Origin of the sequence: Janthinobacterium darwini (genome assembly GCF_051380905.1) — a bacterium.
Taxonomy (GTDB): domain Bacteria; phylum Pseudomonadota; class Gammaproteobacteria; order Burkholderiales; family Burkholderiaceae_D; genus Janthinobacterium.
Genome location: NZ_JBNYXX010000001.1, coordinates 3,084,659 through 3,105,991, shown reverse-complemented (window position 1 = coordinate 3,105,991; position 21,333 = coordinate 3,084,659). Strand labels below are relative to the sequence as shown.

Here is a 21,333-nt window from a genome sequence, read left to right as displayed (position 1 = left end):
ATTAAAGAGCGGAGCGGTGCCGAAGTGGTTAAAATCCCGGCCTGGAGTCAGCGTTTTGTGACTCCGTTTCCCGAAATTTCCTGTATCGATACCGCGCAATAGCGCTATTTTAAATGAATCTGCCCGAAATCAACACGTCTCTTTTCAAACGCCTGCGATTTATTCTTGTCGAAACTAGTCGTCCTGGCAACATTGGCGGCGTCGCGCGGGCCATGAAAACGATGGGTTTTTCCGATCTGGTGCTGGTCAATCCCCGTTTTCCCGATGCCTTGACGGACGCGGAAGCGGTGGCCTTCGCCAGCGGCGCACAGGATATTTTGTCCGGCGCGCGCATCGTTGGCTCGATCGCCGAGGCGCTCGAAGGCTGCAACTACGCGGCCGCTGTCTCGGCCCGCCTGCGCGAATTCTCGCCGCCCGTCACGGCCCCGCGCGCCATCGCGGCCCAGCTGGCGGCCGGCACCGAGCTGCACGCGGCCGTCATCTTCGGCAACGAGCGTTTCGGTTTGCCCAACGAGATCGTCGAGCAGTGCAATGTGCTGATCAACATCCCCGCCAATCCCGAGTATTCCTCGCTGAACCTGTCGCAGGCGGCGCAGGTCGTCGCCTATGAATGCCGCGTGGCGGCCCTGGGTGATGGGCAGCTGGCCAGCCCCGTCGGTTTCCATGGCGACGCAGCCAGCCTGGCGCAGGTCGACGGCATGTACGATCACTTGCAGCAGGCGCTGGTGGCGATCGATTTTCTGGACGCCGACAACCCGAAAAAACTCATGCCCCGCTTGAAACGCCTGTTTTCGCGCACGGGGCTGGAAACGGAAGAAGTCAATATCCTGCGCGGCATCGCGCGGCATATCCTGGCGATGGCGAAAAAAGGCCCATGATAGAAACCCGGCTGCTGCGCCAGTTCATCGCCGTCGCCGAGGAACTCAATTTCCGGCGCGCGGCCGAACGGCTGCACATGGCGCAGCCGCCGTTGTCGCAGGCTATCCTGCGGCTGGAAGCGGCGTTGGGCTACCCCGTATTCGAGCGCAGCAACCGCAAGGTCAGCTTGAGCCCGGCCGGCAGCACTTTTCTTGTCACGGCGCGCCAGGTGCTGGCCAGCCTGGAAGAGGGCGTGGCCGCCACGCGCCGCGTGGGGCAGGGCATCGAGGGGCACTTGCGCCTCAGTTTCATCCACATCACGCCGTATGCCCACGTATTGCAAGCCTTGCGCGCCTTCCGCGCCGCTTCGCCCGCCGTGCAATTCACCTTGCGCGAAGCGTCGACGCAGCAACAGGTCGAGTGGCTGGAGCAGGGTGAGGTGGATATCGCCCTGCTGCGCGCGCCGGGGCGCAGCACGCCGGGCTTGCGCTTCGAGCGCCTGTCCGGCGAAGACATCCTGGTAGCGCTGCCGTCCGACCACCGCTGCGCGGGGCAGGCGAGGGTGGATCTGGCAGACCTGGCCGGCGCCGATTTCGTCGCCTCGCCACGCGAGTTGGGCCAGGGTTTTCATGACCAGCTGGCCAGCCTGTGCCTGCATGCGGGCTTCGTGCCGCACGTGGCGCAGCAGGCGCGCCGATTGCAAACGGTGCTGGGCCTGGTAGCGGCCGGTTTCGGCGTGGCCCTGCTGCCGGCCAGTCTGGCCGCGTCTATGCCCGCCGGTGTCGTCATGCGACCGCTGCACAGCGCTGCGCCCGAAGCTTTGCGTCAGCTTGACCTGTATATGGCGTGGGACCCGCAGCGCCATTCTCCCGTCCGCGAGCGGCTGCTGGCGCAACTGCGGCTGTCTGCACCCAGTGTGACGTTAGATTGAGACGTTAAGCGTCTCGTTTCAAGATAAATAAGATATTTTACAGATGATGGCCCAGGGGCCAGCATGGCGTTTTTGCCTGTCCTGGAATCGCCATGTCCCTAGCTTCTACCTCCGCCGCGCCCCGCGCCGCCACCGCACTGCCGCCCGCCATTTATCTGCTCTCCCTGTGCAGCTTTGCCTTCGGCCTGTCCGAATTCATTGCCGCCGGCATGTTGTCCGGCATGGCGCGCGACTTGCATGCCAGCGTGGCCGCCGCCGGTGGCGCCATCGCCGCGTATGCGCTGGGGGCGGCCATCGGTGCACCCATGCTGACGGCCATGCTGGCGCGCCGGCCCACGCGCCAGGTCCTGGTGGCCACGATGGCCGTGCTGGCGGTCGGCAGCTTGGGCATGGCGCAAGCGCCGGCACTGGGCGCGCTGCTGGGCGTGCGCTTTGTCGTGGGCCTGGCGCATGGCGTGTTCATGGCGGTGGCCTCGCACGCGGCCACGAGCCTGGTCGACCCTTCCCGTGCGGGGCGCGCCCTGTCCATCGTCTGGCTGGGCCTGACCCTGGCGCTGGCCGGCGGCGTGCCGCTGGGGACCTGGGTGGGCGCCGTCTCGTCCTGGCGCTGGGTATTCGCCGCCATCGGCGTGCTGGCCCTGTGCGGCGGCGCCGGCTTGCGCTTCGCCATGCCTGCCGCGCGCCAGGAGACGGTTGCCGCATCGCCGCTGGCCAGCCTGCGCGCCATCGTGCGGCCGCCCCTGCTGCTGGCGGCCGGGGTGGCGGCGCTGGTCAGCGTAGCCGCCTTCAGCTTTTTCACGTATATCTCGCCCTTCCTGCTGCAACTGGGCGGACTCGATGCGGGCTGGCTGGGCGCCGCCATGCTGTGCTTTGGCGCGGGCGCCATCGGCGGCAACCTGCTGGGCGGCTGGTGCGCGGATCGCCCATCCGCATTGAGATCCACCATGCTGGCCCTGGCTGCGCTGGCGTGCAACCTCCTGGGGTTTTATGTACTGCGTGCCCAGCCGCTGGCCATGCTGGCCCTGTGCGGCACTTTGGGCTTGCTGTTCTTTGCCCTCGTCACCCTGTCGACCATGCGTTTGCTACGCCTGGCGCAGCAGCATTGCCCGGGCAGTGACGCCGTGGCGGCGGGCTTGAATATTGCCGCCTTCAATGCGGGCACGGCCGCTGGCGGTGCGCTGGGCGGCGCGCTGATCGTCGCCTTCGGCTTGCCCAGCATCGCCATCGGCGGCGCGCTGGCGGCGCTGCTGGCCATGCTGCTGTTATGGTTTGCGTCGAAAAAATAGACGCGACGCTCTAGGTTTTGCGTGCGGACAGCCCATGCCTTTGGCGTACACTGGCCTGCAAAAGGCCGTACAAAACAAGGGGAGACATGGTGGTGGAGACATGCTGATGCGACGCAGATCGTTTCTGAAACTGGGCTTGCTGGGCGCCTGTGCGCTGGCCGCCGGCGGCGCCGCGTACCGCGCGCTGCGGGGGCCGGCGCCACCGGGCCGTTTTGTACTCGATGGCGAGGCGCGCGCGGCGCTGGCGGCCATCGTGCCGGCCATGCTGGGCGAGGCCTTGCCACAGGGGGGCGATACACGCAGCAAGGCGCTCGATGGCGCTATCGCCGGGGTGGAAACGGCCATCCACGGCCTGCCCCTGGCGGCCCAGCAAGAGGTGCAGGACCTGTTTGGTTTGCTGGCGCTGGCACCCGCGCGGCGCTTCGTTGCCGGCGTGCACGGTGGCTGGCCCGGGGCCGACCCGGCCCAGGTGGCCGCTTTCCTGCAGTCGTGGCGTACGCACCGCCTGGCTACCCTGCAGACGGCTTATCTGGCCCTGCACGACCTGATCCTCGGCGCCTGGTACGCCGATGCCGCCCACTGGGCCGCCATCGGCTATCCGGGACCGCTGCCCGAACTGAGCTGACATGGACACTATGAGCACATCTCCCATTCCCGACCCCATCGCCATCGGCGTGGCCAGTGGCTGGAACGTCACCGACGCCAGCACCCTGGCCTCCGACCGAAGCCTGGAAGCTGATGTCGTCGTCATCGGCAGCGGTGCCGGTGGCGGCGTGACGGCGGAAATCCTCGCGCTGGCTGGCCTGAAGGTCTTGATCGTCGAAGAGGGCGGCTTGAAGTCCTCAAAAGACTTCAAGATGCGCGAAGCGCAGGCCTATCCTGCGCTGTACCAGGAATCGGCCGCGCGCAAGACGCGCGACAAGGCCATCAACATCCTGCAGGGACGCACCGTGGGCGGCTCCACCACCGTCAACTGGACCTCGAGTTTTCGCACGCCGCCCGGCACCCTGGAATACTGGCACAAGCACTTCGGCCTGGCCGGCTACACGGTGGATGCGATGGCGCCGTGGTTCGCCATGATGGAAAAACGCCTGCACGTGAGCGACTGGGCCGTGCCGCCCAACGAAAACAACGATCTGCTGCGCCGTGGCGCCACGGCGCTGGGCATCCCGACGGCAGCCATCCGGCGCAATGTGAACGGCTGCTGGAACCTTGGCTACTGCGGCATGGGCTGCCCGACCAACGCCAAGCAGTCGATGCTGGTGACGACGATCCCCGCTGCGCTGGCGCTGGGCGCGGGCCTGCTCGTGCATGCGCGCGCCGAGCGTTTCATCTTCAAGGGCGAGCGCATCGACAGCCTGCAAGTGACCGCGCTGGACGCCAGCGGGCAGGTACCGACGGGCGTGCGCCTGACCGTGAAGGCGAAACATTTTGTGCTGGCCGGCGGCGCCATCAACTCGCCGGCGCTGCTGCTGCGCTCGCAGGCGCCTGACCCGCATGGCTTGCTGGGCCGGCGCACCTTTTTGCATCCGACGGTGATCTCGGCGGGCCTGTTCCCGCAGCGCGTCGACGCCTACGCGGGCGCGCCGCAAACGATTTATTCCGACCATTTCCTGCACGTGGCGCCCATCGATGGTCCTATCGGCTACAAACTCGAAGCGCCGCCTTTGCACCCGCTGCTGATGGCCACCACCATGGGCGGCTTCGGTGATGAACATGCGCGCACCATGCGCGAATTCCCCCATGCGCACGGTTTGCTGGCGTTGCTGCGCGACGGCTTTCACCATGATTCGGCGGGCGGCAGCGTGTCCATCGACAGCTTCGGCGCGCCCGTGCTCGACTATCCGCTCACGCCATTCATCTGGGATGGCGTGCGGCGCGCGCTGCTGTCGATGGCGGAAATCCAGTTCGCCGCTGGCGCGAAAAGCGTGTATCCCGTACACGAGCTGGCCAGCCACTACACCAGCTGGGCTCAGGCGAAACAGGCCATTAACGGCTTGCCATTCAAGGCGCTGCTGGCCAGAGTGGTGTCAGCCCACGTGATGGGCGGCTGCGCCATGTCGGACGATGCGCGCCTGGGCGTGACGGGGGCCGATGGCCGCTACCACGGCGTGCGCAACCTGTCGGTGCATGACGGTTCGCTGTTCCCCACCTCGATAGGCGCCAATCCGCAGCTGAGCATCTATGCGCTGGCCGCGCGCCTGGCCAGCGGCCTGGCGCAAGCGTTGACGGGCAAGCCCGCGCCCGTTCCCGTTTCTGCTGCGACGACGGCATGATCGCGCGCATCCTCAAGTGGCTGATGCTGCTGCAAGTGCTGGCCGTGCTGGCAGTGGCATATCTGGCCATGCAGGCATGGGGCGTCGCCTCTCCCGCCTTGGCCGTGCTGCTGGCGCTGGCCATGCTGCTGGCCGTGCGTGCGCTGATCGTGGCGCGCAATTTCTGGCAGAGCCGACGCGCCGGCAGCCCCGTGCCAGCGCAATATCAGTTGGGTGTGCTGGGCGTCGCGCGCCTGTTCCTGGGCGAATTGCGCGCCACCTTGTGGACCTCGTCGTGGGACATGCTGCGGCCGCGCCTGCAGGCGCCTGGCGCCGCCACGGATGCTGGGGACTTGCCGGTGCTGCTGATTCACGGCTATGTGTGCAACCGCGGCTACTGGACGCAGCTGAGCCGTCAATTGGCGCGGGCCGGCATCGCGCATGACGCCGTCGACCTGGAGCCCATAGCCGCCGATATTGAGGATTTCGTGCCGCAAGTCGAGCAAGCCATTACCCAGCTGTGCGCCCGCACGGGCAGCGGGCAAGTCATTCTGGTGGCCCACAGCATGGGCGGCCTCGTGGCGCGCGCCTGGCTGCGCCGGCATGGCGTGGCCCGCGTGGCCCGCATCATCACCATCGGCACGCCGCACCATGGCACGGCGCTGGCCAACCTGGCGGCTGGCAGCAATGCGCGCCAGATGAGCCGCATCAATGGCGCACCGGACGCCTGGCTGTCGCAGCTGGCCGCCAGCGAGACGCCGGAACGGCGCGCACTGATCACTTCGATGTATTCACATCACGATAATATTGTCGCGCCTCAAACTTCCGCCCATTTGCCCGGCGCGCGCAATCTGGCCTTCGGCGGCATCGGCCATGTGGCGCTGGCCAGCGATGCGCGCGTGCTGCGTCAGCTCTTGGCACAAATCACTATCAAGAACGAAGTCACCCAGCCCCCGTCTTGCGCCCACTTTTCCTGAATCTTGTTGTGTTTTGTCTGCACGGCAAGACTGACTCTTTTGACTCTGCTGTTGCCTGTATTTAACAGCGCAAGGGACAGATAATGCTGTTTTCCACTGGCGTACTGTATTAAGCTAGCGTCGGAAGACAGCCGGGAAAAATTTACTCCCGAGGCCGCTTGTGCCGTTCCGCAGGCGACTTGCAGCCACCTATTTCTCTGAATGTATGGCAAGATGTTGCAGGATTGTTATGTAGGCCGCGCATGCGGAAAATCGAACGCAGGCAGAAAATGAGTCCATGCAGTTTTTATTGGGGGTGCTAATTGTCCGCACGTATCCTGATTATCGAAGATAACGCCACCAATATGGAATTGATGGTGTACCTGTTGCGTGCCTTCGGGTACACACCACTGGCCGCCTATGACGGCGAAGAAGGCGTGCGCATGGCACGCAGCGAATTGCCGGACCTGATCATCTGCGATGTGCATTTGCCCAAGCTTGATGGCTATGGCGTGGTGGCCGAACTGAAGAAAGACCCGCTGCTGCGCAAGATCCCGGCCCTGGCCGTGACGGCGCTGGCCATGGTGGGCGACCGCGAACGCCTGCTCGAAGCGGGTTTCAATGGCTATATAGGCAAACCGATTGAGCCGGACCTGTTCGTGGCGGAGCTGGAATCTTTTTTACCCGGGGCGCCGTCGACGCCAGTTAAAAACGACATAGCTACCATCTTGATCGTTGACGATCATGTGCTGAATCGCGAATTCCTGACAGCACTGCTGGGCTACGGCGGCCACCGCCTGCTGGAGGCGGCCAATGGCGCCGACGCGCTGGAGATACTGCGCACCGAGCGGCCGGACCTGATCATCTCGGACATCCTCATGCCGAACATGGACGGCTACGAATTCGTCACGCGCGTGCATGCCGATCCCGCGCTGACCGACGTGCCCATCATCTTTTATACGGCCACCTACCGCGAGCAGGAAGCGATCTTGCTGGCGCAGGCATGCGGCGTGCGCTGGGTGTTGCCCAAGCCGTCCGACCCCGAGGTGATCGTGCGCACGGTCAATGAGGCGCTGGGACTGATGCCGGCGGCCGCCCAGGCGCCCGTTGTGCCGGGCGCGGGCGATGGTGCGGCCCCTCCCGCCACTGGCAAGCTGGCCGGCATCGATCACCAGGTCAGCGGCTACCTCGACGAAGTTGAGTCCAGCAGCCAGCAGATTTCGCAGCTGGCCAGCCAGAGCGAAGGCCATGCCGCCATGCCCGAAGACCTGGGCATCATGACCGAGCGCCTGTCGCGTTCTCTGTCGAGCCTGCAGGCGGTGAGCCTGCGCCTGACGGCCCTGATCGAACTGGGCATCGAGCTGGGTGCAGAACGCGATCCGCGCGCCTTGATCGAGGCGGGTTGCAAGGTGGCGCAGAATATTTGCGTCTCCAAGTACGCCTGCATCGGCGTGCTGGAAGAGGGCGCCGAAAAGCTCAGCTATTTTTCGTCGTGCGGTGCAGAGAAAGACCTCGAGCGTATCGCCAGCGCACCGCGCACGGGTATCCTGAACCGCTTGCTGGAACAGCGCCAGCCCTACCGTGTAAATGGCTTGAAGGGCGACCCCGGCGCGCTGGGTCTGCCCGACACGCACCCGCCCGTGCACTCCTTCCTGGGCGTCGCCATCGCCTCGCGCGAGCGCAGTCACGGCTGGCTGTACCTGGTCGACAAGCTGGGGGCGAACGAGTTTTCCGAAGTCGACGAGCGGGTGGCCGCCACGGTGGCGGCGCAGATCGCCGTCGCCTATGACAACCTGCTGCTGTACGACGAGATCAAGCGCCACCACGAGCAGCTGACCCTGGACATGGCGGCGCGCATCCGCCTCGATGAAGACTTGCGCCGCTTCCGCCTGGCGATGGATGCCACGGCTGACGCGATTTTTCTCGTCGACCGCGCCGGCATGTGCTTCGTCGACGTCAACCAGACTGCCTGCCGCATGCTGGGCTTTGAACGCGAGGACTTCCTGCGCGTGGGGCCGGGGCGCGCGAACGAGGGCGAGACCCAGTTGGAAGAGCTGTACAACAAGCTGCTGGCCGGCGACCAGGGCGGCCCGATGACGGAATTGCAGCTGCAGCGCAAGGATGGCTCGCCGCTGTCGGTGGAAGTGCAGCGGCGTACCCTGCGCTCGGGGCAGAGCTGGATTCTGGTGGCCGTGGCGCGCGACATCACCGAGCGCAAGGATGCCGAGCAGCGCCTGATGAAGCTGGCCCATTTTGATACCTTGACGGGCTTGCCGAACCGCAGCCAGTTTTACGCCTCGCTGACGCACTCGCTGTCCCAGGCGGCCGAGCACCAGTGGGCCGTCGCCGTGCTGTTCATGGACATCGACCGCTTCAAGAATATCAACGACACCCTGGGCCACACCATCGGCGACGACCTGCTGCGCCAGTTTTCCAGCCGCCTGGTCGATTGCCTGCGCGTGCGCGATACCATCGGCCGCTTTGGTGGCGATGAGTTTGCCACCATCCTGGTGCTGCCAGAAGGCGCCCAACATGCCGTGGGCGTGGTCGACAAGATCCGCGAAGCGATGCGCAAGCCTTTCGACTTGCAGGGCCACGAGGTGACGGTGACGGTCAGCATCGGCATTTCGGTGTTCCCCGAAGACGGCGTCGATGCGGACACCCTGATTCAGTACGCCGACACGGCCATGTACCGCGCCAAGGAGGCCGGGCGCGATGCCTTCCGCTTCTTTACGGCGGAAATGAATGCGCAATCGATGGCGCGGCTGGACATGGAAAATGCCCTGCGGCGTGCCATCGACAACGAGGAATTCGTACTGTTCTTCCAGCCCAAGGTGAATATCATCTCGGGGCGCATCAGCGGCGCCGAGGCGCTGATACGCTGGCGCCGCCCCGGCCACGGCATGGTCTCGCCGGCCCTGTTCATCCCCCTGCTGGAAGAAACGGGGCTGATCGTGCGCGTCGGTAACTGGGTGCTGGACGAAGCCTGCAAGAAGATCAGCGAATGGTGTGCCAGCAGCATCGGCCCCGTACACCTGTCGGTGAATGTGTCGGGTATCCAGTTTTTCGTCGGCGGCCTGGAAGAAGAGGTCCTCAAGGCGATCAGCAAGCACGATATCGCGCCCGACCTGCTGGAACTGGAGCTGACGGAAAGCTCGCTGATGTCGAATGCCGAGGAAACCATCGCCGTGCTGCGCAACCTGAAGGCGCTGGGCATCCAGATTTCCATCGACGATTTCGGCACCGGCTATTCCAGCCTGGCCTACCTGAAGCGTTTCCCCATCGACAAACTGAAGATCGACATCGCCTTCGTGCGCGAAGTGACCAGCAATCCGGACGACGCGGCCATCGTGCTGGCCATCATCAGCATGGCGCACAGCATGAAGCTGGAAGTGATCGCAGAAGGCGTGGAAAACGATGCGCAACTGGCCTACCTGCGTCGCCACGGCTGCGACGAGATGCAGGGTTATTATTTCAGCCGCCCCGTGCCGCAGGAAGAATTCGAGCAGATGCTGATGGGCGGCAAGCTGCTGCAGGCGCCGCAGGATGCCGATGGCGACGAACAGCAAACCTTGCTGATCGTCGACGACGATGTTTTCATGCTCGACGTGCTCAGCGACTTCCTGGCGCAGGACGGCTACCGCATCCTGACGGCGCAGACGGCCGCGGAGGGCTTCGACATCCTCGCGCGCCACAAGGTGCAGGTGATCCTCTGTGACCAGTGCATGCCGCTCATGAGCGGCACCGAATTCATGGAGCGGGTCAAGCACTTGTGTCCCGCCACCTTCCGCATCATGCTGTCGGCCTTCGCCGACCTGACGCCCATCATGGCGGCCATCAACCGTGGCGCCGTCGACCGCTTCTATACCAAGCCGTGGAAAGGCGCTGTGCTGCGCGAGAATATCCGCGAAGGCTTCCGCCTGCACAAGCTGCTGCATGGCCCGGTGAAAGCGGCCGCCTAGGGGGGCATTGGGTGCGCTGGCGTACGTTTAGAAGCAGCTTTCTATCGAATTAGACTCCCGTCTCTAGTTTTGCTCTCTAGAATAAAAAGCATCCATGAAGTGGCATGGCCTTTCATATGACGGGAGCGGGCGATGGTGAAGAAATTGAAGGAGTTGACGGAAGACAAGGAATTGGCGAGCGCCGTGCGCGCGTCCGCGCAGCAGATCTGGCAAGCGGGCCTCGGTGCCTTCGCCAAGGCGCAGGAAGAGGGCGGGCGCGTGTTTTCCAAGCTGGTGAAGGACGGCACGGAGTTCCAGAAGCGCGCCGAAGACAAGGTGGCCGATGTCAGCGACAGCGTCAGCAAACTGGCCGATGGCGTGGGCAAGCAGGCCAGCGGCTCCTGGGACAAGCTGGAACAGGTGTTTGAAGAGCGCGTGGCGCGTGCTCTGGCCACCATCGGCGTGCCCATGCAAAACGATATCGCCGCGCTGCATGCCAAGATCGATGCCTTGAGCCTGCAGGTGGCAGCGCTGTCCGGCAAGGCTGCGCCGGCGCCCAAGCCGAAGGCTGTGGCCAAGCCCGCCGTGAAAGCGGCGCCGAAAGCAGCACCGAAGGCGGCCGTCGCCAAGGCCCCGGCCAAGCCGGCAGCCAGGGCCGCGCCGCGCGCCGCAGCCCAGCCAGTGAGCAAGCCTGCTGCGAGAGCGGCGGCGAAGAAAAAAGCGCCGCCAGCCTGAGTCGGCGCAGCATTCCTCCAGCCTGCTCGCGCAGGCTTTTTTTTGCCCGGACTTTTCGCCGGCGCCGTGGGGCGGCGTGTTTCATTACGGCTATCTAAGGTGGTATGCTTGAGGCAGAACACAGAGAGATTGCCCGCCATGCTACAAAAAGCACCACGCCGTACCCGCGAACGCATCCTGGAGTTGTCGCTACGCCTGTTCAATGAGTTTGGTGAGCCGAATATCACGACGACCGTGATTGCGGAAGAGATGAATATTTCGCCGGGAAACCTGTATTACCACTTCCGTAACAAGGACGACATCGTCAATTCGATCTTCGTCCAGTTCGAGGCGGAAATCGAACGCATCCTGACCGTGCCTGACGGGCGCCGCTCGAATATCGAGGATGTCTGGCTGTATTTGCACCTGATGTTCGAACTGATCTGGCGCTACCGCTTTTTCTATCGCGACCTCAATGATTTGCTGTCGCGCAACCGCAAGCTGGAACTGCACTTCAAGCTGATCCTGGCGCACAAGATCAAGGTGGCCACGCAGCTGTGCGAAGATTTGCGCAGCGAACAGTCCCTGGAGGCGTCGGACATGGAAGTCGCTGCCATGGCGACGAATATGGTGGTCGTTGCCACCTACTGGCTGTCGTACGAGTATGTGCGCAACCCGCGCAAGTATAGCGAGCAGCAATCGATGTCCGATGCGCTGGCGCGCGGCTGCTACCAGGTCCTGTCCCTGATCGGGCCGTATTTGCGCAATGAAACGCATTTGCTGTTTCGCAAACTGTCGGAAGAGTATGTGACCAAACTCAAGAAAGACTGACACGGTCGCTGGCGGCAAGTGCTTATTTACAGGAGAAATGTATGGCTTGGAAACAATTCCCCTATCCGGGCGAAGCATATGTCTACACGCCGCAAACCCTGGAGGCAGCCTGGGCGCGCCTGCATGCGGGCGACGTGGAACCGTTTCCCACGCACGCGGCGCTGGTGCAGGCCTGGCTGGCCTTCCACGCGGGCGACTTCGAGCGCGCCGTGAAGCTGGGCCTGGCCGTCGGCGTGCCCGGCTATGCGGTGGCGCACAAGGCGACCTGTATTTATGCCACGCACCTGGAGGTGAACGACAGCCAGAAACTCGACATGTACGAAGAAGTGGCCGAGCGCTGCGAGCGCCAGCAGAGCGAGCAGCCGGACAATCCGGCCGGCTACTACTGGCATGCCTACAGCCTGGGCCGCTACGCGCTGGGTACGTCCGTCGTCAAGGCCCTGGCGCAGGGCATGGGGGCGCGCGTGCGCAACAGCCTGGACCGCACGATGACCATGGCGCCCATGCATGCGGAAGCGCATATCGCGTTTGGGATATATCATGCGGAAATTATCGACAAGGTCGGCGCCATGATAGGCGGCCTGACCTACGGCGCCAACAAGGAAGATGGCTATCAGCACTTCAAGACGGCGCTGGCCCTGACGCCGTATTCGGCGCTGGCGCACAGCGAGTACGCGCGGGCCTTGAACATGCTCGACGGAAAGAAAAAGCTGGCGGAAGCGCTGGCCCTGTATGAAAAGGCGGCCGAGTGTGTGGCCCTAGACGCCAAGGAACGCCTCGAGGTCGAGGCGGCGATCGATGAACTGAAAGGGTAGGAAATACTGTGATCAAGGCTTTATGTGTGTACTGTGGCGCTAACGCGGGTGTCTCGCCCGACTATGCGGTGGCGGCGCGCGTGCTGGTGGCGGAAAATATCTCACTGGTGTATGGCGGCGGCAAGGTCGGCCTGATGGGCGTGATCGCCGATGAAGTGCTGCGCCTCGGTGGCGAGGTGACGGGCGTGATTCCCACCCAGCTGGTTGAACGCGAAGTGGGCCACACGGGCTTGACGCGTCAGTTCATCGTGAAGGACATGCATGAACGCAAGGCGATGATGGCCAGCCTGTCCGATGCCTTCATCGCCATGCCCGGCGGCTATGGCACCCTGGAAGAGCTGTTCGAGATGCTCACGTGGGCCCAGCTGGGCTTGCATGCCAAGCCCATCGGCCTGCTCAATGTTGACCGTTTCTATGATGGCCTGATTGCTTTCGTGGAAAACGGCAGGGAACAGGGCTTCATCCGCCCGCAGCACGCGGCTTTCCTCAACGCCGATGCCGATCCTGCCGCGCTGGTGCAGCGCCTGAAGGACTGCGCGCCCTAGCGTCGTCGATGCCTTGCGATACAGCCATGCCTTGGAAAGTGCATGGCTTTTTTGTTTCCGCACGGGAAAATTGATCGCGCTCAACATTTCAATTAATAAAAATATATCTAAAATATTTCCTTCGAGGCATGTTTTTTTGAAAATGAAGATGCTTTTTATGCATGGATGTGGTCTACTGGCATGGTTCAAAAGTTAGGAATATCGGACACCGACGAGTGTTGTACGGACTCCCAAAAAAAGGTGCCGATCCGTTTCCAGTTGCCGCAACCACGCTACTTCATCATCTCGAAAGGATGCTATTTTGAAACCAATGACCCTCTTGCGCGCGACTGCTGTCGCTGCCCTTCTCGCCGCTGGCGGCGCCCACGCGCAAACCACTACCATCGGCTTCGATGCGCTGGAACAGCCCGGCATCCTCGGTTCCCTTTTCCCCTCCTACTCGGAAGGCGGCTACGATTTCAACAGCAGCTTCCTGGGTCTGTTGAGTTCTGCGCATCAGAGCAGCTTGGCCTACGCGGGCTCGGCCGGCCTGAGCGCCACGCTGCTGTCGACGACAACCTTGAGCCGTACCGACGGTGCTGCATTCTCGCTCAGCTCGATCAGCCTGGCTGACTTCGTGAGCCTGCCCGGTTCCTACGACGTGACCTTTGTCGGCCATCAGGTGGGCGGCGGCACGGTGACCCAGACCTTCAGTCTCGATGGCAGCCATACTTTCAGCGATTACACGTTCACGGGCTTCGACAATCTGGTGTCGGCATCGTGGAAGGAAGGCGCCTTGCACACCTTCCAGGTCGATAATATCGCCGCCAGTGTGAGCGCCGTGCCCGAACCGGCCACGTATGGCATGCTGCTGGGCGGCCTGGGCCTGCTGGCCTTCCTGCGCCGCCGCAAGAACGCCGCCTGAGCCTGAATTAGCGCCGACCCTGCCGGCGAACACGAAAAAAAGCCGCCTTTTACCAGGCGGCTTTTTCACGCCGGTCGACACCGGCCGTCACGACCACAGGCGCTGGCCCGACAGGTCGAGCTGGGTCAGGTACAGGCGCACGTCGAATTCGTACTGGTGGTACTGCGGTTCCATGTACGCACACAGCTTGTAGAAGGCCTTGTCATGTTGCTTTTCTTTTACATGCGCCAGTTCGTGCACGGCGATCATGCGCAGGAATTCCAGCGGCACTTCCTTGAACATGGTGGCCACGCGGATTTCATGCTTGGCCTTGAGCTTGCCGCCCTGCACGCGCGAGATCGAGGTATGCAAGCCCAGCGCATGCTGGATCACGTGGATCTTGCTGTCGAACGCCACCTTGTTAATGGGCTCGGCGTTGCGCAGGAATTCATTCTTCAAGTCTTGCACGTACTGGTACAACGCCTTGTCGTTGCGCACATCGTGCGCATTCGGGTAGCGTTTTAACAGGACTTCGCCCAGCTTGTCTTGCGCGATCAGTTGCTGCACTTGCGCTTGCGTTTGTTCGGAATAGGCGCTCAGGTATTTCAGGGATGGCTGCATGCGGGGAAGGGCGGGGTGGCGGGGAAGGCGAGAATGTACCATACCGCCGCCCCCCGCGCTGCGCCGGCCCCGGCATGGGGCCGCCAGCGCCGCCCCGTGCCGTCCTCAAGCCGTGCGTGGCAGGTCAGCCAGTCAGCACTAGCCCTGGCCCTTGTCGTCCTCGTCTTTGCTGCCTTGCCGGCTCGCCTTGGCTTGCTGCTCGGCGCTGCCGCTGCCTGCCGTGCTGCTGCTGCGGCTTTCATTGGCGCGCTGGGCCGATTGCCGGCTTTCGCCACCCTTGCGGCCGATTTCCGCCATGTGTACACGGTTGCGGCTGACGGCTTCACCGCCTTTCTGCCCGGCCCGGCGCGCCTCTTCCGAGTCGAATTCATGCGCCGTGCCCTTTTGATGGGCTGCCTGACCGCCCTTGCTGGCAATTTCGCGTTGCTGCTGCTCGTTCATGGCGGCGAAGCCGCGCTTGATCGTTCCTTTGGCGTTGCCCGATTCCTTGGTTTTCTGGCTGCTGCCAGCGCCGTTGCCCTGCTCATTACTGTTAGCCATGTCGCTCTCCTTGCTGTCGGGTGGGGTCTGGTGTTCAATTCAAGTGCTCAATGCACCTGATCGGATTGCCTGCTGGTATCGCCGCTGTGGCCCGCGCCATCGCGGTGCTCCATGGCGTGCATTTTCTCGATCATGTCGCGCTGGCGCTGCGTGGCCTTTTCCGTTTCTGCCGCTGTCTTGCGCGCCACTTCGTCAGCAAAGGCCACGGCTGTGCGGCTCGCTTCGGGCAGGTGATACTGTGCCGTTTGGTTCATCTCGACATTGGCACTGGCGACGAGATTGCCGAGTCGCTGCTGGTATTGGCGTAGTTTGTTGCTGCCCGGCTGGAATTGGGCAGCGGCCAGCGACATGAACTCGCCCGTGTCGCGCGCGCACAGCAGTTGCTGGCTGGCGCTGATCCACTCCTGCAGCAGGTCTTTCGCCAGCCGCAGATTGAGCTCGCTCAGTTGCTGCGCCGTGTCGAACAGCTTGCGCGATAGGTCTGTGGCGAAATTGCACTGGGCCTCCAGATGGGACTTCAGGGCGGGGATGGGACTTGGGGGGAGACTGTTTGTGGACATGTTCTACCTCAATGAAAAGCTGATCCAGGAAACACCCGGCGCACCGGATGCGACGTATGCGGAGACAAGCAAAGAGATAGACGCCGAATGGCGTGCCAGGTTCCACGCCGGATGCCCGTTTAGCCCGGAAATGGCAGCTGGCAGGTGGAAAATCGCGATGACTTTGTGCCAGATCAAATGAACGACAATCGTCTTGCCAGCGCTGGCAGTCATGCTGCTTGTGTGGAAAATGCTGGCTTACAGGCCCTGCCGTGCGACAATAGCTAGCTCGCGGCAGCGCAGCCGATGGCCGGCGCGCGTGGCTGAGCCGAGCATAGACCACCTTTTTTGCCTTATTCCGCGACCATGACGCATCCCGAATACATCCTGACCCTGTCCTGCCTGGACCAGCGCGGCATCGTGCACCGCGTATCCGGCTTCCTGGCCGAACACGGCTGCAACATCATCGATTCCGCCCAGTTCGGCGACCAGGAGTCCCAGCTGTTCTTCATGCGCGTGCATTTCGCGCTCGAAGACGGCGCCATCAGCGACGCCCAGTTGCGCAGCGACTTCGCCGACCTGTCGCAAGCCATGCAGCTCAATGGCCAATTACACGATGCGCGCGTCAAGCCGCGCGTCATGCTGATGGTGTCGAAGATTGGTCACTGCCTGAACGATTTGCTGTTCCGCTACAAGAGCGGCTTGCTGAACGTGGAAATCCCCGCCATCGTATCGAACCACATGGAGTTCTACCAGCTGGCGGCCAGCTACAATATTCCCTTCCACCACCTGCCGCTGGCGGCTGGCGCGCCGGAAGCGGCCAAGCTGGCGCAGGAAGCGAAGATCATCGACTTGATGGACACGCACAAGATCGACCTGGTGGTGCTGGCGCGCTACATGCAGATCCTGTCGCCCGGCCTGTGCCAGGCGCTCGACGGCCGCGCCATCAATATTCACCATTCTTTCCTGCCCAGCTTCAAGGGCGCCAAGCCGTATGCGCAGGCGCACTTGCGCGGCGTCAAGCTGATCGGCGCGACGGCCCATTTCGTCACGGGCGACCTGGATGAAGGCCCGATCATCGAGCAGGATGTCGAGCGCGTCGACCATGCGATGGATGCCGAAACGCTGACGGCCATCGGCCGCGACGTCGAGTGCGTGGTGCTGGCGCGCGCCGTGAAATGGTTCGTCGAACACCGCATCCTTAAAAATGGCGACAAGACGGTAGTGTTCCGCTGATACCGTCGCCCGTACAATATTGACACCCACTTTACCGAGACAGAAACACGATGGCCCTTAAAGCAACAATTTTCAAAGCCGATCTGCAGATCGCCGACATGGACCGTAACTATTACCAGGATCACGCGCTGACCCTGGCACGCCACCCGTCAGAAACGGACGAGCGCATGATGGTGCGCCTGCTGGCGTTCGCCATCCACGCCGACGAGGCGCTGACTTTCACCAAGGGCTTGTTCGATACGGAAGAACCCGACCTGTGGCAGAAAGACCTGACGGGCGCCATCCAGCTGTGGATTGAAGTGGGCCAGCCCGACGAAAAGCGTATCCTGAAGGCGTGCGGGCGTTCGGAACAAGTGATCGTCTACAGCTATGGCGCAACCAGCCATATCTGGTGGAAGCAAATCGCGAACAAACTGGAACGGGCGAAGAACTTGACCGTAATCAACCTGCCATCCGAGGCGGCGCAAGACATGAGCAAGCTGGCGCAGCGCAACATGCAGTTGCAATGCACGATCCAGGATGGCCAGATCTGGCTGACCGACAGCGTCAACACGGTCTTGATCGACCGCGAACCGGTGAAGCCGGCGCGCTGATTCTGACCGTTAGAAACGCCAAAAGCCCGGAGCGATCCGGGCTTTTGTCATTGCAGGCGCTTAATTCGGCGCGCTGCCCAGGCGCTTGATGCTGCTGGAGCGTTGCATGCTGCGGCTGATGCGCGGATCGCCGTAGTAGCTCACCTCGCCCGAGCCGCCTATGCTGATGGTCAAGTCGTCCTTGGCCCACACTTCCGCCTCGCCCGAGCCGCCGATGCTTACCTGCACCTCACGCGCGGCCAGGCGGCCCGCCTGGATATTGCCCGAGCCGCCGATCGATGCCGTCAGTTGCTCCGTCTTGCCGCTGGCCTTGAAGTTGCCGCTGCCGCCGATGGCCACGGCCACCTGGCGGCTGTCGAGATCGCGCGCGTTGATGGAACCGGAGCCGCCCACGTCGAAGCGCAGATTGTCGGCGCGCAAGCCCGTCGCCGTGATGCTGCCCGAGCCGCCCACGCTGATGCGCTCCACCTGGCGCGCCTGGATGACGATGGTCAGGTTGCTCTGGCGGAAAAACGTATTGCGCCTGGCGGGGCGGATGCGCAGGGTGCCGTTTTCCACCACCGTTTCGATCAGCGGCAGGATATTGTCGTCGGCCTCGATGGTGATGCTGTCCGTGTTGCCAATGCGCAATTCGACCGTGCCCTGCACATTCAGCGCCACGCCATGGAAGCTGCCCACTTCGCGCGTCTGTTTTTGCAGCTTGCCGCTGCCCTGGATACCGTTGCTGGAGATCCAGTCGAGCGGCGACGCCAGCGCCGGCGCCGCCGGGATGGCCAGGGCGCAGACGGCCAGCAGCAGGGCGGCGCCAGCGTGGCGGCGGTGGCGCAGGTGGAAAAGTGGCTGTGTCATTCTTGCTCCCTGTTTTGAATTGGACTGCCTGCATGGTATGCCAGCCGGTGGTGCCTGCGTACCGTGCTGCGACAGACTGCGGCAGCGGCGGCACAGAATGCGGGAGGATGCGACAGGATGGCATGAGGTATCATGCGGGTATTGGACATACGACGACCGGCACGCGCCGGCCACACTACTGGAATTACATGCTGATCATCACCATCAAACAGGGCAAGGAAAAGAGCTTGCTGGGCCAATCGTGGATTTACGCGTCCGCGATTGAAAAAGTCGAAGGCAAGCCGCAGGAAAAAATGAAGCCCGGCTCGACGGCCATCGTGCAAAGCTCGGCCAAGCAGTTCATCGCCCGCGCCGCCTACAATTCGAAGTCGCAGATCCGCGCGCGCATCTGGAGCTTCAAGGAAGACGAACCGGTCGACCACGCGCTGATCAAGCGCAGGGTCAAGGCCGCCATCGAGAAAAAGCTGCCGGCCATCAAGAAGGCGGGCGAGAACCAGCTGTTGACCCTGATCAAGGGCGAAGACGAGGGCTTGCCGGGCCTGGTGGTGCAGCTGTTTGGCGGCGTGCAAGGCTATCTGATCTGCGAATTCAATGCCGGTGGCGTCGATGCGTGGAAAGTGGCCATCGTGCAATCGCTGATGGCGTCCACGGGCTGCGTGAACGTGTATGAGCGTTGCGACGACTTGATGCGCAAGGGCGAAGGCTTGCCCCTGATCGACGGCGCCCTGGCCGGCGAAGAGCCGCCCGATGAAGTCATGCTGACGGACAACGGCGTGCGCTATGCGCTGGATTTGAAGACGGGGCACAAGAGCAAGTTTCGCTGAGAATTGCTGTGGTTCATGAAAAAGCCGGCGCGAGCCGGCTTTTTCATGCCTGCTACTCCAGCGGCACGCTGCGGTATTTATTGACTTCCAGCGCAGACACCGCCGGCGCGTCATTGCCCCAGGAAGCGCGCAGATACGTCACCACGGCTGCCACCTCGGCGTCATCCATGACGGGGCCGAACGGCGGCATGCCGTAGGGGCGCGGGTTGCCGCTTGTCCCCGGCGCAAAACCGCCGTTGAGCACCAGGCGGATGGCGTTGACGGCCGAGGCCGTCGTCAGCGCGCGGTTGCCGGCCAGCGGCGGGTAGCCGGGCGGCACGCCCTTGCCGTCGGCCTGGTGGCAGCTTGCGCATTGCGCTTCATACAGTTTTGCGCCCAGCGCCAGTTGCTGCCTTGCTTGTTCCGATGTCTCGCGCGGCGCCCGTGGCGCCGCCTGCGCCGGGCCGGGCAAGCTTTTCAGGTACACGGCCATCGCTTGCAGGTCGGTGGTGCCCATGTATTGCAAGCTTTGCCGCACCACCTCGGCCATGGGGCCGAAGACGGTGGCGCGCGGCGAGACGCCCGTTTGCAGCAATTCCACGATATGCGCCGTGTCCCAGTCACCGAGGCCCGCTTCCGCGTCCGACGTCAGCGAAGGTGCGTACCAGCCCAGCACGGGGATCAGGCCGCCCGACAGGCCGTCGTCGCTGCCGCCCAGGGTGGTGCGGCTGCTATGGCAGGCGCTGCAGTGGCCCAGGCCCTGCACCAGGTAGGCGCCGCGGTTCCATTCCATGCTTTGCGTCGTCAGCGGCTGGTACACGCCCGGCTTGAAGTACAGCGCGCGCCAGGCGGCCAGCGCGATTTGCTGGTTGTAGGGGAAGCGCAGCGCGTGCGGCGCGTTTGCCTGCCTGTGCGGCGGCACGCTCTGGAAGTACGCGTACAGGGCGTCGCTGTCTTCGCGCCGCACCTTGGTGTAGCTGGTGTAGGGAAAGGCCGGGTACAGCAAACGGCCATCTTTCGACTTGCCGTTGTGGATGGCGCGCCAGAAATCGTCGGCCGTCCAGCTGCCGATGCCCGTTTCCCTGTCGGCCGTGATGTTGGGCGAGAGCACTTTGCCGAACGGCGTCTGCAAGGTCCGTCCGCCAGCGTACGGCACGCCGCCCCGTGTCGTGTGGCATGCCATGCAGTCGCCCGCCTTGGCCAGGTAGGCGCCGCGCGCGACCAGCTGCTGCTGGCTCAGGGTGCTGGCAACGGCGGGCGGGCCGATGTCGTCATCCGGGTACAGCAGGAATTTGGCGCTGCCGCCAGCGATCAGCACCAGGCCGGCCGCGATCATCCATTTTTTCATGGCGCCACCTGCGCGCCGGAGCCTGGCACGCCGCCGCAGTGCAGGTGCAAGGGCAGGGCAATGCTGCTGGCGGGACGCGCATCGGCGCTGGCCACCTGCGTGCCGAGCCAGGCCGAGACGGCACCCACGTCCGCGTCCGACAGGCGCTGCGCTACCTGCGCCATGCAGTCGGGCGCATGGGCGCGGCGGATGCCGTTCTTCCAGGCGCCCAGCTGGGCGTTGATGTAGTCGCGCGGCAAGCCCAGCAAGCCGGGAATGGCAGGCGCCACGCCAGCCAGTTGCTGGCCATGGCAGGCGATGCAGGCCGGGATTTTTTTCGCGCTATCGCCTAGCAGCACCAGTTGCTTGCCCCGCGCCAGGGCCGTCGTGCCGGCGCTGCTGGGCTGGGCCGGCGGCGGGGCAGGGTGCTGCGCCGCAAAATAGTCGGCGATCTCGCGCAGGTAATCGTCCGGCAAGTGCTCGACCATGTAATTCATCATCGGATACTGGCGCCTTCCCTCGCGGAAATTGAGCAGCTGGTTGTACAGGTAGCCGGCCGGCTTGCCGGCGATGCGGGGGAAAAAGGCGTCATGGCGCTCTTTTTGCGCATGACAGGCCGTGCAGGCCTTGATGCGCTGTTCCAGGCTGTCGTGGCCCGCTGGCAGGGTGGCCGGTGCGGCCTCCGCCATGCGGGGCAAGGTGCTGGCCAGGACCAGCACCAGCACGAGGGGAGAATGCAGTAGCATGGAAAGTCGCATGGGAAAATAAGCTGTCTCGTCGGTCGGTGATATGCCGGTGTTGCTGCCCGGA

22 protein-coding genes are annotated in these 21,333 nt (G+C 63.5%); 16 read left to right on the top strand and 6 right to left on the bottom strand.

Annotated features, from left to right (window positions below):
• The first annotated feature begins 113 nt into the window (after nucleotides 1-113).
• From ACQ4WZ_RS14260 to ACQ4WZ_RS14205, 12 genes are all read left to right on the top strand, one after another.
• Nucleotides 114-878 (top strand): RNA methyltransferase, encoded by a 765-nt coding sequence (locus ACQ4WZ_RS14260; protein WP_101480403.1) that lies wholly within the window; start codon nucleotides 114-116, stop codon nucleotides 876-878.
• Nucleotides 875-1,789 (top strand): LysR substrate-binding domain-containing protein, encoded by a 915-nt coding sequence (locus tag ACQ4WZ_RS14255; RefSeq protein ID WP_436573723.1) that lies wholly within the window; start codon nucleotides 875-877, stop codon nucleotides 1,787-1,789. Before ACQ4WZ_RS14260 ends, ACQ4WZ_RS14255 begins: the two co-directional genes overlap by 4 nt.
• Before the next feature lie 92 nt (nucleotides 1,790-1,881).
• The gene (locus tag ACQ4WZ_RS14250; RefSeq protein WP_243858196.1) at nucleotides 1,882-3,075 is read left to right on the top strand and encodes an MFS transporter; all 1,194 of its coding nucleotides are present in this window, start codon (nucleotides 1,882-1,884) and stop codon (nucleotides 3,073-3,075) included.
• A 100-nt stretch (nucleotides 3,076-3,175) separates the two neighbouring features.
• Nucleotides 3,176-3,700: a hypothetical protein gene (locus tag ACQ4WZ_RS14245; protein ID WP_101480405.1), complete on the top strand. Its 525-nt coding sequence runs from the start codon at nucleotides 3,176-3,178 to the stop codon at nucleotides 3,698-3,700.
• Between the two features lie 10 nt (nucleotides 3,701-3,710).
• A complete protein-coding gene (locus ACQ4WZ_RS14240) occupies nucleotides 3,711-5,351 on the top strand; it encodes a GMC family oxidoreductase N-terminal domain-containing protein (protein WP_436573722.1) in 1,641 nt (546 codons plus the stop codon).
• Nucleotides 5,348-6,307 carry an esterase/lipase family protein gene (locus ACQ4WZ_RS14235; protein ID WP_436573721.1) on the top strand — a complete coding sequence of 320 codons (960 nt, stop codon included), beginning with the start codon at nucleotides 5,348-5,350 and terminating at the stop codon, nucleotides 6,305-6,307. Before ACQ4WZ_RS14240 ends, ACQ4WZ_RS14235 begins: the two co-directional genes overlap by 4 nt.
• 302 nt (nucleotides 6,308-6,609) lie before the next feature.
• Nucleotides 6,610-10,248, top strand: a complete 3,639-nt coding sequence (locus ACQ4WZ_RS14230; RefSeq protein WP_101480408.1) for an EAL domain-containing protein — start codon at nucleotides 6,610-6,612, stop codon at nucleotides 10,246-10,248.
• A 132-nt stretch (nucleotides 10,249-10,380) separates the two neighbouring features.
• A complete protein-coding gene (locus ACQ4WZ_RS14225; protein WP_101480409.1) occupies nucleotides 10,381-10,962 on the top strand; it encodes a phasin family protein in 582 nt (193 codons plus the stop codon).
• Nucleotides 10,963-11,100: 138 nt separating this feature from the next.
• Complete coding sequence (locus ACQ4WZ_RS14220) at nucleotides 11,101-11,772, top strand: TetR/AcrR family transcriptional regulator (protein WP_101480410.1); 672 nt, start codon at nucleotides 11,101-11,103, stop codon at nucleotides 11,770-11,772.
• Between the two features lie 41 nt (nucleotides 11,773-11,813).
• Nucleotides 11,814-12,587, top strand: a complete 774-nt coding sequence (locus ACQ4WZ_RS14215; RefSeq protein ID WP_101480411.1) for a tetratricopeptide repeat protein — start codon at nucleotides 11,814-11,816, stop codon at nucleotides 12,585-12,587.
• Nucleotides 12,588-12,598: 11 nt separating this feature from the next.
• Nucleotides 12,599-13,132 (top strand): LOG family protein, encoded by a 534-nt coding sequence (locus ACQ4WZ_RS14210; protein ID WP_436573895.1) that lies wholly within the window; start codon nucleotides 12,599-12,601, stop codon nucleotides 13,130-13,132.
• 310 nt (nucleotides 13,133-13,442) lie between these two features.
• Nucleotides 13,443-14,036 carry a PEP-CTERM sorting domain-containing protein gene (locus ACQ4WZ_RS14205; RefSeq protein WP_133993630.1) on the top strand — a complete coding sequence of 198 codons (594 nt, stop codon included), beginning with the start codon at nucleotides 13,443-13,445 and terminating at the stop codon, nucleotides 14,034-14,036.
• An 87-nt stretch (nucleotides 14,037-14,123) separates the two neighbouring features.
• Here the strand turns inward: ACQ4WZ_RS14205 and ACQ4WZ_RS14200 are convergent, their stop codons facing one another.
• The 3 genes from ACQ4WZ_RS14200 to ACQ4WZ_RS14190 form a co-directional block, all read right to left on the bottom strand.
• The gene (locus ACQ4WZ_RS14200; RefSeq protein WP_096234633.1) at nucleotides 14,124-14,636 is read right to left on the bottom strand and encodes a YgjP-like metallopeptidase domain-containing protein; all 513 of its coding nucleotides are present in this window, start codon (nucleotides 14,634-14,636) and stop codon (nucleotides 14,124-14,126) included.
• 138 nt (nucleotides 14,637-14,774) lie between these two features.
• The gene (locus ACQ4WZ_RS14195) at nucleotides 14,775-15,176 is read right to left on the bottom strand and encodes a KGG domain-containing protein (RefSeq protein ID WP_101480414.1); all 402 of its coding nucleotides are present in this window, start codon (nucleotides 15,174-15,176) and stop codon (nucleotides 14,775-14,777) included.
• A 47-nt stretch (nucleotides 15,177-15,223) separates the two neighbouring features.
• On the bottom strand, nucleotides 15,224-15,736 hold the full coding sequence (locus tag ACQ4WZ_RS14190) for a phasin family protein (RefSeq protein WP_436573720.1): 513 nt from the start codon (nucleotides 15,734-15,736) through the stop codon (nucleotides 15,224-15,226).
• Between ACQ4WZ_RS14190 and ACQ4WZ_RS14185 the strand changes: the two genes are divergently transcribed.
• The 3 genes from ACQ4WZ_RS14185 to ACQ4WZ_RS14175 all read left to right on the top strand — a co-directional run bounded on the left by ACQ4WZ_RS14185 (nucleotide 15,735) and on the right by ACQ4WZ_RS14175 (nucleotide 17,544).
• Complete coding sequence (locus tag ACQ4WZ_RS14185) at nucleotides 15,735-15,917, top strand: hypothetical protein (protein WP_166674834.1); 183 nt, start codon at nucleotides 15,735-15,737, stop codon at nucleotides 15,915-15,917. The genes ACQ4WZ_RS14190 and ACQ4WZ_RS14185 overlap by 2 nt on opposite strands.
• 164 nt (nucleotides 15,918-16,081) lie before the next feature.
• Nucleotides 16,082-16,951: a formyltetrahydrofolate deformylase gene (gene purU / locus ACQ4WZ_RS14180; protein ID WP_133992736.1), complete on the top strand. Its 870-nt coding sequence runs from the start codon at nucleotides 16,082-16,084 to the stop codon at nucleotides 16,949-16,951.
• Between the two features lie 50 nt (nucleotides 16,952-17,001).
• Nucleotides 17,002-17,544 (top strand): YaeQ family protein, encoded by a 543-nt coding sequence (locus tag ACQ4WZ_RS14175; protein WP_034758748.1) that lies wholly within the window; start codon nucleotides 17,002-17,004, stop codon nucleotides 17,542-17,544.
• Nucleotides 17,545-17,604: 60 nt separating this feature from the next.
• On the opposite strand, the gene ACQ4WZ_RS14170 is transcribed toward ACQ4WZ_RS14175, so the two are convergent.
• Entirely contained in the window at nucleotides 17,605-18,393 is a 789-nt protein-coding gene (locus tag ACQ4WZ_RS14170) for a head GIN domain-containing protein (RefSeq protein WP_436573719.1), read from the bottom strand.
• Between the two features lie 188 nt (nucleotides 18,394-18,581).
• On the opposite strand from ACQ4WZ_RS14170, the gene ACQ4WZ_RS14165 reads away from it, so the two are divergent.
• Nucleotides 18,582-19,217 carry a class I SAM-dependent rRNA methyltransferase gene (locus ACQ4WZ_RS14165; protein WP_046682538.1) on the top strand — a complete coding sequence of 212 codons (636 nt, stop codon included), beginning with the start codon at nucleotides 18,582-18,584 and terminating at the stop codon, nucleotides 19,215-19,217.
• Nucleotides 19,218-19,269: 52 nt separating this feature from the next.
• Here the strand turns inward: ACQ4WZ_RS14165 and ACQ4WZ_RS14160 are convergent, their stop codons facing one another.
• Together ACQ4WZ_RS14160 and ACQ4WZ_RS14155 are read right to left on the bottom strand one after the other, a co-directional pair.
• Complete coding sequence (locus tag ACQ4WZ_RS14160) at nucleotides 19,270-20,544, bottom strand: c-type cytochrome (RefSeq protein ID WP_436573718.1); 1,275 nt, start codon at nucleotides 20,542-20,544, stop codon at nucleotides 19,270-19,272.
• Nucleotides 20,541-21,269 (bottom strand): c-type cytochrome, encoded by a 729-nt coding sequence (locus ACQ4WZ_RS14155; RefSeq protein ID WP_436573717.1) that lies wholly within the window; start codon nucleotides 21,267-21,269, stop codon nucleotides 20,541-20,543. Before ACQ4WZ_RS14155 ends, ACQ4WZ_RS14160 begins: the two co-directional genes overlap by 4 nt.
• Nucleotides 21,270-21,333 lie beyond the last annotated feature (64 nt).